The sequence below is a fragment of the Enterobacter sp. SES19 genome (assembly GCF_011765665.1).
Classification (GTDB): domain Bacteria; phylum Pseudomonadota; class Gammaproteobacteria; order Enterobacterales; family Enterobacteriaceae; genus Enterobacter; species Enterobacter pseudoroggenkampii.
The window spans coordinates 2,618,255-2,631,633 of the sequence record NZ_CP050320.1 but is presented as its reverse complement, the minus strand read 5'-3'; the positions used below and the strand labels follow the sequence as shown (position 1 = coordinate 2,631,633).

Below are 13,379 nucleotides of genomic sequence, written 5' to 3'. Positions count from 1 at the left end.
TCGCGTGGACGTCTACAGGCGGCACGCTTAGCACGGCCAGTTCTCAAACTGGTTCTGCTGGTGGGGCGACGGTCAAGCTCACCTCTGATACGGCAGGTACTTTCACAGTCACTGGTACTGTTGATGGTATTGCTAAATCCGGTGAGGAGATCACCTTTACCCCGCCTGCCGCTGGCTAACCGATGGGGCGTAAGCCCCATTCAACGGATGCTTAGATGATTATTACTGATATCACCGCCGCTGACGTTAACAGTTACGCCAGCGAAGATGAACTGGCGTCATTTGCCACGCTGAGAGGAGTTGAGCTGCCTGAAAAGCTCGCGCCGTTACTGATTAAGGCGATGGACTATCTGGAAGGGCTTGATTGGGTAGGTTCCAAAGCAGACCCTCGACAGCCGCTGGCATGGCCACGCGTGAATGTCGTTCTGGATGAACATGATTTCCCGCCGGATGAAGTACCACGGCAGGTTATAACCGCGCAGTGCATGCTCGCGGTAGAGTCAATCGACGGCGATTTACTCTCCAGCGTGCGCGAAGCCGCTGTGAAAACCGAACGTGTCGAAGGCGCCGTAACCATGACTTATGCGGTTGCCGACGGTGAGGTGTTTACGCCAACTTACCCGGCGGTAATGGCTATTCTCGGCGACCTGGCTGGTGGGCGTGGATATGCAATCAATACTTTAGCGGAGCGCGCGTAATGGCCATCAACTATCAGCGAATGCAGGCGACAACGACTCGTATGCTCAAGCAGAACGGCATTGCATACGACGTCACGCGTAAGGGCACGTTAATCGTCATCGGTGGTGTGGAGCATCGTTCCGAGGATACCCAGTTCACCGCCACAGGAGTGAAGACGGATTACGCGCCAGGCGAAATTGATGGAACCGTCATTGAAAACGGCGATGTTCGGATTGTCTTCACCGCTGAGAAGGAAATTAAAACCGGCGATCTTATCGACGTGGACGGCGTAAGGCATCGCGTGGTTAAGCCTAATCCGGTGAAACCGGGCGGTGTGGTGCTCTGCTACAAATCTCAGTTGAGGGCATAGCATGAGCGATAACAAGGCGTTCACGGCTGCCATCACCGCGTTTGTGGACAAAGCCAAAGCGAATCAGGAAGCGGTCGTACGTGCTGTCGGCATTCGGATCCTTCATCAACTGGTGATGATGTCACCTGTCGGCAACCCCGAACTCTGGGACATCAACCAGACGGCAGCTTCTTACAATCAGGCGGTATACGACCATAACGAAGCGCAAAAATCGGACCCTGCAAACCTGACTAAAACCGGACGACTTAAGAAGAAGGCTCGACTGGTGGATGGGATGGATATCAAAGCGCCGCCCGGGTATACCGGTGGACGGTTTCGGGGCAACTGGCAGGTGTCTTTTGATGCACCGACCACAGATGAAACAGGCCGTGTCGATAAAACCGGAAATCTGACAAAAGCCGCCGGCAATTACACGCTGTCGCTGTTCAAAGTCGGGATGAAGGCTATTTATTTCTGCAACAACGTCCCTTACGCGTATCGACTGGAGATGGGGCACTCTTCCCAGGCTCCGGAAGGGATGGTACGCATTACTGCTGCTGAGTTTCAGCGATTTTTTGAGGAAGCAGTAAGGGAGGTGACTAAATGATTCCCGATATCGCGGCGGCGCTGGCCGCAAGGCTCGGCGAGTGGGCTGATACTGAAGGTATCCCGGTTGCCTGGGAAAACGTGCCTTTTACACCGCCGTCTAATGGGCTCTATCTTGCAGTCCATGACATGCCCGCCACGCCGCGTACGCTGGACCTTGGATTGCGCTGCCGCATTTATTCAGGTGTATACCAGATTAACGTTGTGGCCCCAGCTGGCACAGGCCGTAACGATGTTGTGGCCCTGGCAGACCGTGTGGCTGAATTGTTCCCCGAGGGGCAGGAGATTGAAGGCAGGGGCTTTACGTGCTGGATTAGCAGCGAGCCTGGTATATTCCGCGGGATCCCTACACCAGTGTCCTACACCGTCCCTGTCAGCCTGAATTATCGGGCAGACATTACCAGCTGATTCCCTCTCTGATGTTCCACAACTGACCGGCCTTGAGCCGACTTTCCCGTTTCTAAAGGAGTAACCAATATGGGCTTTGCATTGCCTAACGGCGCTCACGTCTATCTGGCATCGGGTTATGGCCCAGCCATTACTTTCACCGGGGCGACTAACGCCGAAAATATGGTGATCACCGTGAGTGAAGCGGATGCACTGAAGGTGGGTGATATTGTTCATGTGAACTGCAACTGGTCCGGTGTTGATAACGTCATTGCAAAAATTGATGCGATTGCAGAAAGCGCCGTAACTCTTCGCAACATCAATACCACCAACAAAAACAAATATGCCGCTGGTGGCGGTACCGGTTCGATCCGCAAGGTGCTTGAATGGACCGAGCTGCCACAAATTACTGAGGTGTCGAAATCTGGTGGCGATCAGAACACCACACAGATTCAGTTCCTCAGCGATGATCGCCAGCGCAACCTGAATACCTATAAATCCGCTGTCTCTCAGACTTACTCGATCGCTCACGACTCCACGCTCCCGGTATATCCGTTGCTGCGCCAACTGGACGAAGACGAAGAGACTGTTGCGGCTTACATGTACGTGCCGAAGGCGAAGGAGAACCGGTATTGGGCGGCCACGGTATCCTTTGATGACACGCCGACTACTGCGGTTAACGAGGTAGAGACAGTGAGTGTGGTGCTAAACCTGCAGTCACCGGCGATGACGTTCTACAAGGTGACTGACGCTGCCGCCTAACCCGTCAGAGCTTTCAATATTCTATGCCTCCCATTGTGGAGGCTTTTTTCCGTTAAGAGGTATCGATGGCGACCAAATTCACTCTTCAGCCCAAACCAACATTTAAAGCCAATGTCTCGATCCCCCGCGCTGGCGATGAGGATGGCGTGCTGACGTTCACTTTCAACCACAAGCCACTTAAAGAACTGGCTGACCTCGAAAAACTCGAAGGTAAAACCGCCACAGATTTTCTGATGGAAATCATTGCTGGCTGGGCACTTCCCGATGCATTCAACGCGGAAAACCTGTCGGTGCTGCTGGAAAACTATCCGGCGGCGATGAAGGCCATCCCGGAAATCTACTACCGCGAGCTGATGGGGCAGCGTGAAAAAAACTGATAGCGGTTGCCTCTGCGTTCTATACGCCTGAACCCACAGCGGCAGACCTGGCGCCTTACGGGCTTACGCCGGATGACTATGACGATAATTTCGTCGATGTCTGGCCCGATATCTGGCCTTCATTCCTGGTGTTTCAGGCTGTCAGCACGCAATGGCGAACGGGAATGGGCGGCGCGTCCGGGCTCGACTATAACGTTTTGCCCTGGGTAATGCGCCTGCACCACGTCGACGACGAGGCAACCGCGCTTTCGGACATCCGAATCATGGAGAGCGCCGCACTAAAAGTTATGCATAAAGAGAGGGCGGAATGAGTAACGATATCGCCACGATTTCCCTGCGTGTAAATACCAGTGAGCTGGAGCGTGGTAACCAGGCACTGGATCGCTTTCAGGAGACCGCGTCCGCCGCGGCAGGTAAAGCGGATGACCTGAACAGTACGTTCCGTACCGGTATCGATAACCAAAAGAAAAACAGTGAAAGCCTGAAGCAACAGCGCCAGGAGCTGCAGAACCTGCTGAATAAAATTAGCCCGGTGAACAAGGCGCTGGATGAACTGGACACGATCCAGGAGAGCCTGGCGAAGTTTCGTGGTAAAGGGCTGGTAGGGGATGAAGACTTTACTCGCTACAACAGCGTGCTTGAGACGACCCGAGCTAAACTGGCGCAGGTTATGGAGTCTGAGACCGCAGAGGGGCGGGCTCGCATTGAACAGGCACAGGCAGCGCAGCGTGCAGTTGCGGCGGGCAAAACCTTTATCGATTCGCTGGAAGAGCAGGTCACAGCAATCGGAAAAACGCGCGCAGAACTGTTAGAGCTAAAAGCTGCCCAACTCGGCGTATCCGATCGTGCTGCACCAATGATCGCAAAGCTGAAAGAGCAGGAAGAAGCATGGAAGTCTGGGGCTATCAGCGCGGGCCAATATCGCAATGCTATGCGTTATCTCCCGATGCAAATGACCGACATTGTGACTTCACTGGCTTCCGGTATGCCGGTTTATATGGTTGCTATTCAGCAGGGCGGTCAGCTCCGTGACTCGTTTGGCGGTGTAGGCAATGCTCTGAAAGCGATGTTGTCGATGGTGACTCCTGCCCGAGTGGCCATTGGTGGCCTGGCTGGTGCCGTTCTGATTGCGGCAAAAGCGGGGTCGGACTACTTTACCGCCTACGACGAAATCAACAAGGCCATTATCAGGACTGGCAACATTGCCGGCACGTCAGCGCTCCAGATTATGGCTTCCTCCCAGTCTATTGCTGCCTCTACTGGCGCGACTGTAGGAACCGTTCAGAGTTTGATGACTGAGCTGGTTGGCATGGGATCGCTGACACAGCAGCAACTTGAAAAAGCAGCGGGCTCCACGGCGCTGGCGGTTCAGACCGGTATAGTCTCGGCGCAGGACATCACCAAAGCCTATAAGGACATCGAAAAAGACCCTGTTAAAGCGCTGCAGAGTCTCAACGAACAATATAATTTCCTGACCGTTTCACAACTTAAGCATGTTGACGATCTGATAAAGCAAAAGGACCAGACCGCGGCCGTTACGCAGGCTATGGACCTGTTTGGCGATACGATGGCAAAACGCGGAGAGCAGGCTTACGACTCGCTGACACCGTTTGGTCGCCTGTGGCTGGATATAAAGGGCTGGGCGTCTGAGGCCATGCAGAGTATCGGTCAGTGGGTAGCTGAGCTGGCATCAAACACTCTGAAGGAATTCAACGCAATTTATTACAGCGTTGCGATCGTTTTCCAGAAGCTGAACCAGATCATTTCTTCCTCTATCGCTGCCGCGATTAACCTCGTTCCCGACTGGGCGAAAACAGATACTTTGCAGGGATGGCAGGACTACAACAAACAAATGGCCGGCGCTTATGGCGACAGCGTTTCTCAGCTGAAAAAAGAATGGGATGCGGCTGATTTTAGTGCAGGTAAATACCTCGATACGTCCAGAAAGATAAGTACCGCAACCACCCAGAAGGATCGGGAAGGAGTCGCTTCTTTTGGCAAAAAGACCAAAACCGGAAAGCAGGGCCCTTTATCGGCTGGCGATCGCAGCACGGATGCTGCCCAGGCCGAATTACTGGCGCTTCAGGCACAGTTACGCGCGCTGCAGCAGCATAAAGGGCTGAACGACACTATCAGCCAGCAGCGCAAAGATCTGTGGACGACTGAAGCGAAATTTCAGGTGCTGGAGGAGGCCTCGCGCTCACGTTCACTGACAAAGCAGGAAAAATCCCTGCTGGCGAGTAAAGACCAGGTGCTTCAGTTGGCACGGCAGAAAGCCCTGTTAGGTGATCAGATTACCGCACAGGAACAGCTGAACAAGCGAATGGATACCTCGCAGAAATACGGCACTCAGATGGCAGAGAAACAGGCTGCATTAGTGAACGGTGCCGGGATGAGTGACCGTCAGGCACAACGTGAGCTGGCAAAGAGCCAGGTTTCCTCTGGCTGGATCAACTCCGGCGGCACGCTTGACGACGAGGGCTATCAGAAACAGCTTAAGGCAGCTAACGATTACTATGATGCTGAGGATCAGCTACGCGGTGACTGGCTGACAGGCGCGAAAAAGGGATGGGCTGATTTCGAAGAGAGCGCGACCAATGTGTACTCCCAGGTGCAGACGGTTACTAGTAACGCGTTCACCGGGATGGCCAGCACCCTGACTGATTTCTTCACAACAGGTAAATCTAACTTCTCAGATTTCCTTTCCACTTTCCTCAAGGGCATCGCCCAGATGCTGACCCAACTGGCTCTGGTTAATGGAATGAAGTCAGCGTTTGGTGGAACCGGTATCGGCGCGTTCTTTGGTTTCTCAGGTGGTGGTTTGGTCCCCGGTTTTGATGGAGGCGGCTACACGGGAGATGGCGGTAAATACCAACCGAAAGGCGTTGTACACGGCGGTGAGTTTGTCTTTACGAAGGAAGCGACCAATGCGCTGGGTGTCGGCAATCTGTATGCGCTTATGCGTGGAGCTCAGGGGTATGCAAACGGCGGTTATGTTGGGCGCGCCCCGATGTATGGGCTGCAATCGAATGCAGCTGGTGGCGTAACCGTTCAAACTTCCGTGGTCGTTCAAAATCAGAACACACACCAGCAGACTTCCGGCAATAACGATGCTATTTCTCGGGCTTACAAACAGACCATCGATCAATCTGTTCGTGCTGGAATTGCTAAGGAGTTGCAACCCGGAAGGTTGATTTGGAACGCTATGAAAAGCCGTTGAAAAATTGATAGCAGTCCCTAGTTTGAGCCTGCTATCACAGGATTAATTATTTACGTGGCAGATACTTATGGGTTGTATATGTCCCACCCTTGTGTGAGGAGCCTTTCCCGTTTGTATAATGACCACGAGAACCTTTTGCATAAGTGATCGAGGGCGCCACAAGCATTAAAGAAAGAACGGCAACTAGTAGTGTTTTCATAAGAACTCGCTGTGTAGTGAAGTAGTGTAAAAGCCATTCAAATATACGTAATGAATAGGCAGTAGGAGAAAAAATTCTTTCTGGCACTATTCGAATTCAACCCGCTTCCGCGGGTTTTTTTATGCCCGGAGGAAAAGTGACGATCGAAACATTTACCTGGCGAACCCAGATTCAAGCGGGAATGGAAGGGGAGTTCACTTACGCAACACGCTCTGCATCCTTCGGAGACGGCTTTGAACAGATCGCCGGTGAAGGCATCAACCCTGAAAAACAGTCATGGCCGATGACCTTAACGGGGAAAAAAGCTGAGATGCTCGATGCGCTGAGGTTTTGCCGCAAGCACATCACAAAATCCTTTATCTGGACGTCTCCTGTTGGCGAAACCGGTTTATACCGGATTGAAGCTGATTCTATTAAAGCCCAGCCGCTCTCCAGCAAAGTGATGACCATAAAAGCAACCTTCAAACAGGCATATGCACCATGATTACTGAAGATTATCAACGCCTCGAACCGGGTGAAAAAATACGTCTTCTTGAGGTAGACGGTTCTGCGTTTGGTCTGGACGACGTTCTGCGCTTTCACGCTTATAACCTCCCGCATACTGAAGAAGAGATTGCGGCTGCTGGTGGCGACGAATCAAAGTTAAAGGCGAAGAGTATCTGGTGGCAAGGCGAAGAGTATAGTGCCTGGCCATATAAGCTTGAGGGACTGGAAACTTCAACCGATGGCAATAGCGCCCAGCCGACGCTAACCGTTGCCAACATTGACAGCTCTATCACTGCGCTCTGTCTGGCCTATGACGATATGCTGCAGGCCAAAGTAACGATTCATGACACTTTTGCGCATTACCTGGATGCACGTAATTTTCCGGATGGAAATCCCACTGCAGATCCCCTTCAGGTGAGGAAACGGGTTTTCTACATTGACGGTAAAAATAGTGAGTTGCCCGGCGAGAGTATTGAGTTTGTTCTTACCAGCCCGATGGACCTGCAGGGATTGATGATCCCGACGCGCCAGCTTCATTCCCTGTGTACTTGGTGCATCCGGAATAAGTACCGCATCGGTGATGGATGCGATTATACCGGCATGCTTTACTTCGACAGAAACAACAATCCGGTAAGCGATCCCTCATTGGATGAATGCAACGGCACGCTCACCGCATGCAAGCTTCGGTTTGGTGAACACAATGAACTTCCTTTCGGTGGTTTTCCGGGAACATCTTTGATCAGGAGCTAATATGCGTCAGAAAACAATTCAGGACATCCTGGCGCATGCAGCGAAAGAATATCCCCGCGAATGCTGTGGCGTGATAGCGCAGAAAAGCCGGGTTGAACGCTATTTCCCATGCCGTAATCTGTCTGCTGAACCAACGGAACAGTTTCACCTTTCACCAGTGGATTACGCCGCTGCTGAAGACTGGGGGACGATAACGGGAATCGTACATAGCCACCCTGACGCGACGACCCAACCAAGCGAACTGGACAAGGCTCAATGCGATGCAACGTTGCTGCCCTGGCATATTGTCAGTTGGCCGGAAGGAGACTTTCGTACCATTTCTCCCCGCGGAGAATTGCCGCTGCTCGGGCGCCCGTTTGTGCTCGGACACTACGACTGTTGGGGGCTGGTGATGAGCTATTTCCGGCAGGAGCATGATGTCGAACTTCAGGATTACCGTGTTGATTATCCCTGGTGGGAAAACGACTATCCGGACAACTTCTATCAGGATTGCTGGTATGAGTGCGGATTCCGTGAATTCGACGGGCCGCCAAAACCTGGCGATATGGTGATCATGCAGGTTCAGGCTGATAAGTGGAATCACGCGGGGATTCTGCTGGAAGGCAACATGCTACTGCATCATCTTTATGGTCACCTCAGTCAACGTGTGCCATATGGAGGTTACTGGATGGAGAGAACCATGAAAATTGTCAGGCATAAAAGCATAATCATGCAGGAGGGATAATGTGCGAATCCGTCCGTACTATTCGCCTATATGGTGTTTTGGGGACTACGTTTGGCCGCGAATTCCAACTTTCGGTAGCCTCACCAAAAGAAGCCATCCGCGCATTGTGCGTTATCGTGCCAGGTTTCGAGCGTTTTTTAAATACCAGTAAGCAGCGCGGGCTTACTTACGCTGTATTCAGTGGAAAGCGTAACCTGAACGATGATGAACTCTCTATGGATCAAAGTAGTGCTGATATCCGTATTGCGCCTGTTATCCTCGGGAGTAAACGTGGTGGAATATTCCAGACCATCTTAGGCGTGGCTTTGGTCGCAGTAGGTGCTGTGGCGTCATACTTTGGCGGTGGTGCTGTTGGCGTTCCTCTAATGCAATTTGGCGCTGCGATGGCCCTTGGCGGTGTCGTACAAATGCTTTCTCCACAGACAACCGGGCTCGCCAGTAAGCAATCTGCGGATAACCAAGCCAGCTACGCCTTTGGTGGAGTAACAAACACGACAGCCCAAGGGAATCCAGTACCACTTCTTTATGGCCGCCGGCGAATCGGCGGCGCGATTATTTCTGCCGGGATTTATGTCGAAGATCAGCAATAAATACCTTCTTTCAGGCCACCTCTGGGTGGCTTTTTTTATGGGCGCAATATGGCTATAGCAACCGCTATTAAAGGCCGCAAGGGCGGCAGTTCAAGCTCAAGAACTCCTACAGAACAGCCAGACGATCTGCAGTCAGTAGCCAAGGCAAAAATCCTTCTCGCGCTGGGAGAGGGGGAACTTGCTGGTGGCCTTACTGCGCGCGATATTTATCTCGATGGCACTGCACTTGAAAACGCAGATGGTTCGCAGAACTTCAGCGGTGTGGCGTGGGAGTTTCGTTCTGGAACTCAGGCGCAAAACTACATTCAAGGGATCCCGGGTACTGAAAACGAAATTAACGTGGGTACCGAAATTTCCAGCACCACTGCATGGATGCGCACGTTCACCAATACGCAGCTTTCAGCTGTTCGCCTGCGTCTAAAATGGCCTTCTCTCTTCAAACAGGAGGACGATGGCGATCTGGTTGGCTATTCGGTCAACTACGCAATTGACCTGCAGACAGATGGCGGCACCTGGCAGACAGTGCTGAATACCAGCGTGACCGGGAAAACGACGTCAGGTTATGAGCGCAGCCACCGTATTGATTTACCTCAGGCTGGCAGCACCTGGACCATCAGGCTGCGCAAGATTACAGCCGATGCCAATAGCGCGAAGATTGGCGACACGATGACGCTGCAAAGCTTCACAGAAGTAATCGACGCCAAACTGCGCTATCCGAACACCGCGCTACTGTACATCGAATTTGATTCGAGCCAGTTCAATGGCTCAATACCGCAAATTTCCTGCGAGCCTCGCGGGCGAGTTATTCGTGTGCCCGATAACTATGACCCCGAAACACGAACGTACAGCGGCACCTGGACGGGCGCATTTAAGTGGGCATGGACGGATAACCCTGCGTGGATATTTTACGATCTGGTGGTCACTGACCGCTTCGGCCTTGGTAATCGGCTAACGGCAGCCAATATCGACAAATGGACGCTTTATCAGGTCGCTCAATATTGTGATCAACCGGTACCGGATGGTAAGGGAGGTAGCGGAACTGAACCTCGTTACACCTGCAACGTATACATTCAGGATCGGAATGACGCTTACACCGTCCTGCGTGACTTCGCCGCCATTTTTCGAGGCATGACCTACTGGGGAGACGACCAGATTGTTGCCCTTGCAGACATGCCCAGAGATGTCGATTTTACCTACACGCATGCTAACGTTGTCGACGGCAAATTCGTATATTCCAGCAGCACAACCAAAAGTCGCTATACAAACGCTCTTGTATCCTGGTCTGATCCGGCAAATGGCTATGCTGATGCAATGGAGCCAGTCTTCGAACAGGAGCTGGTGGCGCGCTATGGTTTCAACCAGCTCGAGATCACCGCCATCGGTTGCACCCGGCAGTCTGAGGCTAACAGGAAAGGGCGCTGGGGGATCCTGACCAACAATAAAGATAGGATTGTAACGTTTGACGTTGGTCTGGACGGTAATATTCCTCAGCCGGGCTACATAATTGCTGTTTCTGATCGAAATCTTTCAGGGAGAGATTTAGGCGGTCGATTATCCGCGGTTAATGGTCGTGTACTCAAACTTGACCGGGTACCAAGTGCTAAGGCCGGTGACAGGATAATGGTAAACCTGCCGTCGGGTATCACCCAATCCCGAACGATTCAGTCCCTGTCAGGTGAAATGGTCACCGTGACCACCGCTTTTAGTGAACTTCCGCAGGCTGAGGCTGTATGGGTTATTGAATCTGATGAACTTTATGCGCAGCTGTACAGGGTAATTAGTGTCACCGATAACAATGACGGGACATATACCATCACGGGGGCAAATCACGATCCGGATAAATATGCCCGTATCGATACAGGTGCCGTTATAGATCAGCGGCCGGTGAGTGTCATTCCTCCTAGTAATCAGTCGCCGCCTGCGAACATCGTGATCAGCTCGTTTTCTGTGGTTCAGCAGAACATTAGCGTTGAGACCATGCGCGTGAGCTGGAATCAGGCGCAGAACGCTATCGCCTATGAAGCGCAATGGCGCCGCAACGACGGAAACTGGGTGAACATGCCGCGCAGCTCCACTACGTCATTCGACGTCCCTGGGATTTATGCCGGGCGCTACCTGGTGCGCGTGCGCGCAATCAATGCCGCTGAAATTTCCTCAGGTTGGGGATATTCGGAGGAGAAGGAGCTGACCGGCAAAGTAGGAAATCCACCTAAGCCAGTAGGATTCACGGCCACGGGCATTAACTGGGGCATTCGTCTTAACTGGGGCTTCCCTGCAAATACCGGCGATACGCTAAAAACTGAAATTCAGTACACAGCCAACAGTGACTTTTCGGATCCTCTCCTGCTCACAGACGTGCCTTATCCATCTGCGGAATACACTCAGCTCGGCCTTAAAGCTGGGCAGGAATTCTGGTACCGCGCGCAGCTGGTTGACAGAACGGGTAACGAGTCCGGGTATACAGAATGGATCAGGGGGATGTCTAACGATAACGCCGATGATTATCTGGGTGATATCGCAGACGATTTTCTTACATCTGCTGATGGGGAGCGCCTCACTGGTGACATTGATACCAACATTGAGGGAATTCTTCAGAACGCCCTGGCGAACCACGGAACAGTCGAGCACCAGTGGGCACAATACGGGGAAGTGCGTGCCGATATCCTGGTTGTCAAAACGACCATTGCTGACGTGAGCCAAGCAATGGCGGAGATGTCCACTCAGGTGCAGGCGCAGTTTAACGATGTGACGGCAGCTCTTGAAGATAAGCTGACTGCAGTCGTGGACGCCACCGGCGCATCAGCCATTTATACGCTGAAAACGGGTGTCAGGATTAATGGCGTGATGTACAACGCCGGGATGTCGATTGCCGTCCTGGCGGAGGCAGGAAAACCGGTAGTAACCAGGGTTGGATTTAACGCTAACCAGTTCGTGCTGATGAGTGGCAGTGGTGATACCCAGTATTCGCCGTTCGCTGTGGTTAATGGCCAGGTATTTATCAGCTCAGCGTTTATTCAGGATGGCAGCATTACTAACGCGAAGATAGGTAATTACATACGCTCATCAAACTATGTGGCTGGTCCTGGTGGTGCCGGGTGGAATATTGATAAGGGCGGGAATTGTGAGCTTCATGGGGCGCTTTACGCTACCAGCGGCAACTTCGCGTTCACCGGTAACGGTAACGGCGTCACCATTGACGGGAAGGGAGTAAAAGTCGACCTCGGCGGTGGTGATCTGATGATTCTTGGGGAGTGGCCATAATGCCAAGAGGATTACGAATACCTTATAACGACGGAGGACCGGCAATGGAAATAACAGCCGGGCTCCGCTGCCCTTCGTTTTGCCAGAATGTTAGCGATGCCGGTTCGGGGAACCAGTTCACAATTAACCAGCGAGTTGATGGAAGTCAGATCGTCCTTATTCCGCGCAATACTGTCGACAGATTTTGGGTGGGCACCAATCTGATTCCAACCATTGTCATGCTGGATGGTTTTACCGTAAACGGCAATACCATGACCATGAACAACTGGCGGAGTGATGGCCTTGGGAGCTCTCGTACTTTTGCCTCATCAATCTGGCAAATTCTACCGACCTCTTCAGGTAGGGGATTGCTGATTAAGGACAGCACGGATTTCCTCTCAATCACTGATGCCACGATGTCTGGCTACTGCGTCTGGCGCGGCACTGTCACTTTCACCGGGAGCTGGGCTACACCGACGACAAATATCTCACGCGACCGCTATATGGTGTTCGCAAAGTGGAGTGCTGATAACGTCACCATTGAATTCGACGGCTCGAATATTATTGCGACAATAGACCATGCTGGTCTCGATCAGGATGCGACCGTTACCATGCAGATCGCTATTTTTGCCAGTGGCGTAAGCCCGACGCCTGGGAGGGGGCTAAATATCATTAAGGGAGGTGTCTGTGTGTTCTCCACCACGCGCAGGCCATTTGTGTACCGGAACCAGACCTATACACCATCATGGTCAAATACCAATATTGGCGAGGGCATGATTTTGCTTGGCCGCTATGGCTATAACAGCGAGGTTTACACCGGCTGGGACTATTTGAAATGGGCGGGCCTGATCCGCAGCGGCAATCTGGTGCGCGCCGGGAGGGGAAGAAATGCTGCTTCGTGGACATCGAAATACAGCGTCGTAGGACGAAGGCTGACAAGTCTATCCATCCCCGTTATTGATGCAATTTACTGACAACCCGCTCTGGCGGGTTTTTTATTATCTGAATTCA

At 52.4% G+C, this 13,379-nt stretch carries 14 protein-coding genes; all 14 read left to right on the top strand.

The features are described from left to right. The first annotated feature begins 215 nt into the window (after window positions 1–215). The 14 genes from GXP72_RS12490 (at window position 216) to GXP72_RS12425 (ending at window position 13,342) form a co-directional block, all read left to right on the top strand. On the top strand, window positions 216–698 hold the full coding sequence (locus tag GXP72_RS12490; RefSeq protein WP_208762935.1) for a DnaT-like ssDNA-binding protein: 483 nt from the start codon (window positions 216–218) through the stop codon (window positions 696–698). Next, window positions 698–1,048, top strand: a complete 351-nt coding sequence (locus GXP72_RS12485; RefSeq protein WP_100121978.1) for a hypothetical protein — start codon at window positions 698–700, stop codon at window positions 1,046–1,048. The genes GXP72_RS12490 and GXP72_RS12485 overlap by 1 nt, the downstream gene beginning before the upstream one ends. Window position 1,049: 1 nt before the next feature. Further along, window positions 1,050–1,634: a hypothetical protein gene (locus tag GXP72_RS12480; RefSeq protein WP_208762934.1), complete on the top strand. Its 585-nt coding sequence runs from the start codon at window positions 1,050–1,052 to the stop codon at window positions 1,632–1,634. After that, window positions 1,631–2,041 (top strand): DUF4128 domain-containing protein, encoded by a 411-nt coding sequence (locus tag GXP72_RS12475; RefSeq protein WP_100121980.1) that lies wholly within the window; start codon window positions 1,631–1,633, stop codon window positions 2,039–2,041. The genes GXP72_RS12480 and GXP72_RS12475 overlap by 4 nt, the downstream gene beginning before the upstream one ends. A 69-nt stretch (window positions 2,042–2,110) precedes the next feature. Further along, window positions 2,111–2,782 (top strand): phage tail protein, encoded by a 672-nt coding sequence (locus GXP72_RS12470; protein ID WP_100121981.1) that lies wholly within the window; start codon window positions 2,111–2,113, stop codon window positions 2,780–2,782. 65 nt (window positions 2,783–2,847) lie between these two features. Continuing rightward, window positions 2,848–3,159, top strand: coding sequence for a phage tail assembly chaperone (locus tag GXP72_RS12465; RefSeq protein WP_100121982.1), 312 nt, complete (start codon window positions 2,848–2,850; stop codon window positions 3,157–3,159). Beyond that, window positions 3,156–3,470, top strand: a complete 315-nt coding sequence (locus tag GXP72_RS12460; protein ID WP_084832933.1) for a DUF1799 domain-containing protein — start codon at window positions 3,156–3,158, stop codon at window positions 3,468–3,470. The genes GXP72_RS12465 and GXP72_RS12460 overlap by 4 nt, the downstream gene beginning before the upstream one ends. Further along, window positions 3,467–6,379 carry a phage tail tape measure protein gene (locus tag GXP72_RS12455; protein WP_100121983.1) on the top strand — a complete coding sequence of 971 codons (2,913 nt, stop codon included), beginning with the start codon at window positions 3,467–3,469 and terminating at the stop codon, window positions 6,377–6,379. The genes GXP72_RS12460 and GXP72_RS12455 overlap by 4 nt, the downstream gene beginning before the upstream one ends. A 335-nt stretch (window positions 6,380–6,714) precedes the next feature. Further along, window positions 6,715–7,062: a phage tail protein gene (locus GXP72_RS12450; RefSeq protein WP_100121984.1), complete on the top strand. Its 348-nt coding sequence runs from the start codon at window positions 6,715–6,717 to the stop codon at window positions 7,060–7,062. After that, the gene (locus GXP72_RS12445) at window positions 7,059–7,814 is read left to right on the top strand and encodes a phage minor tail protein L (RefSeq protein WP_208762933.1); all 756 of its coding nucleotides are present in this window, start codon (window positions 7,059–7,061) and stop codon (window positions 7,812–7,814) included. Before GXP72_RS12450 ends, GXP72_RS12445 begins: the two co-directional genes overlap by 4 nt. A 1-nt stretch (window position 7,815) precedes the next feature. Then, window positions 7,816–8,538, top strand: a complete 723-nt coding sequence (locus tag GXP72_RS12440) for a C40 family peptidase (RefSeq protein WP_100121985.1) — start codon at window positions 7,816–7,818, stop codon at window positions 8,536–8,538. Beyond that, a complete protein-coding gene (locus GXP72_RS12435) occupies window positions 8,538–9,128 on the top strand; it encodes a tail assembly protein (protein WP_100121986.1) in 591 nt (196 codons plus the stop codon). Before GXP72_RS12440 ends, GXP72_RS12435 begins: the two co-directional genes overlap by 1 nt. 48 nt (window positions 9,129–9,176) lie before the next feature. Continuing rightward, a complete protein-coding gene (locus GXP72_RS12430; protein WP_208762932.1) occupies window positions 9,177–12,389 on the top strand; it encodes a host specificity protein J in 3,213 nt (1,070 codons plus the stop codon). Continuing rightward, a complete protein-coding gene (locus GXP72_RS12425) occupies window positions 12,389–13,342 on the top strand; it encodes a DUF6453 family protein (RefSeq protein WP_265350051.1) in 954 nt (317 codons plus the stop codon). Before GXP72_RS12430 ends, GXP72_RS12425 begins: the two co-directional genes overlap by 1 nt. Window positions 13,343–13,379: the final 37 nt, after the last annotated feature.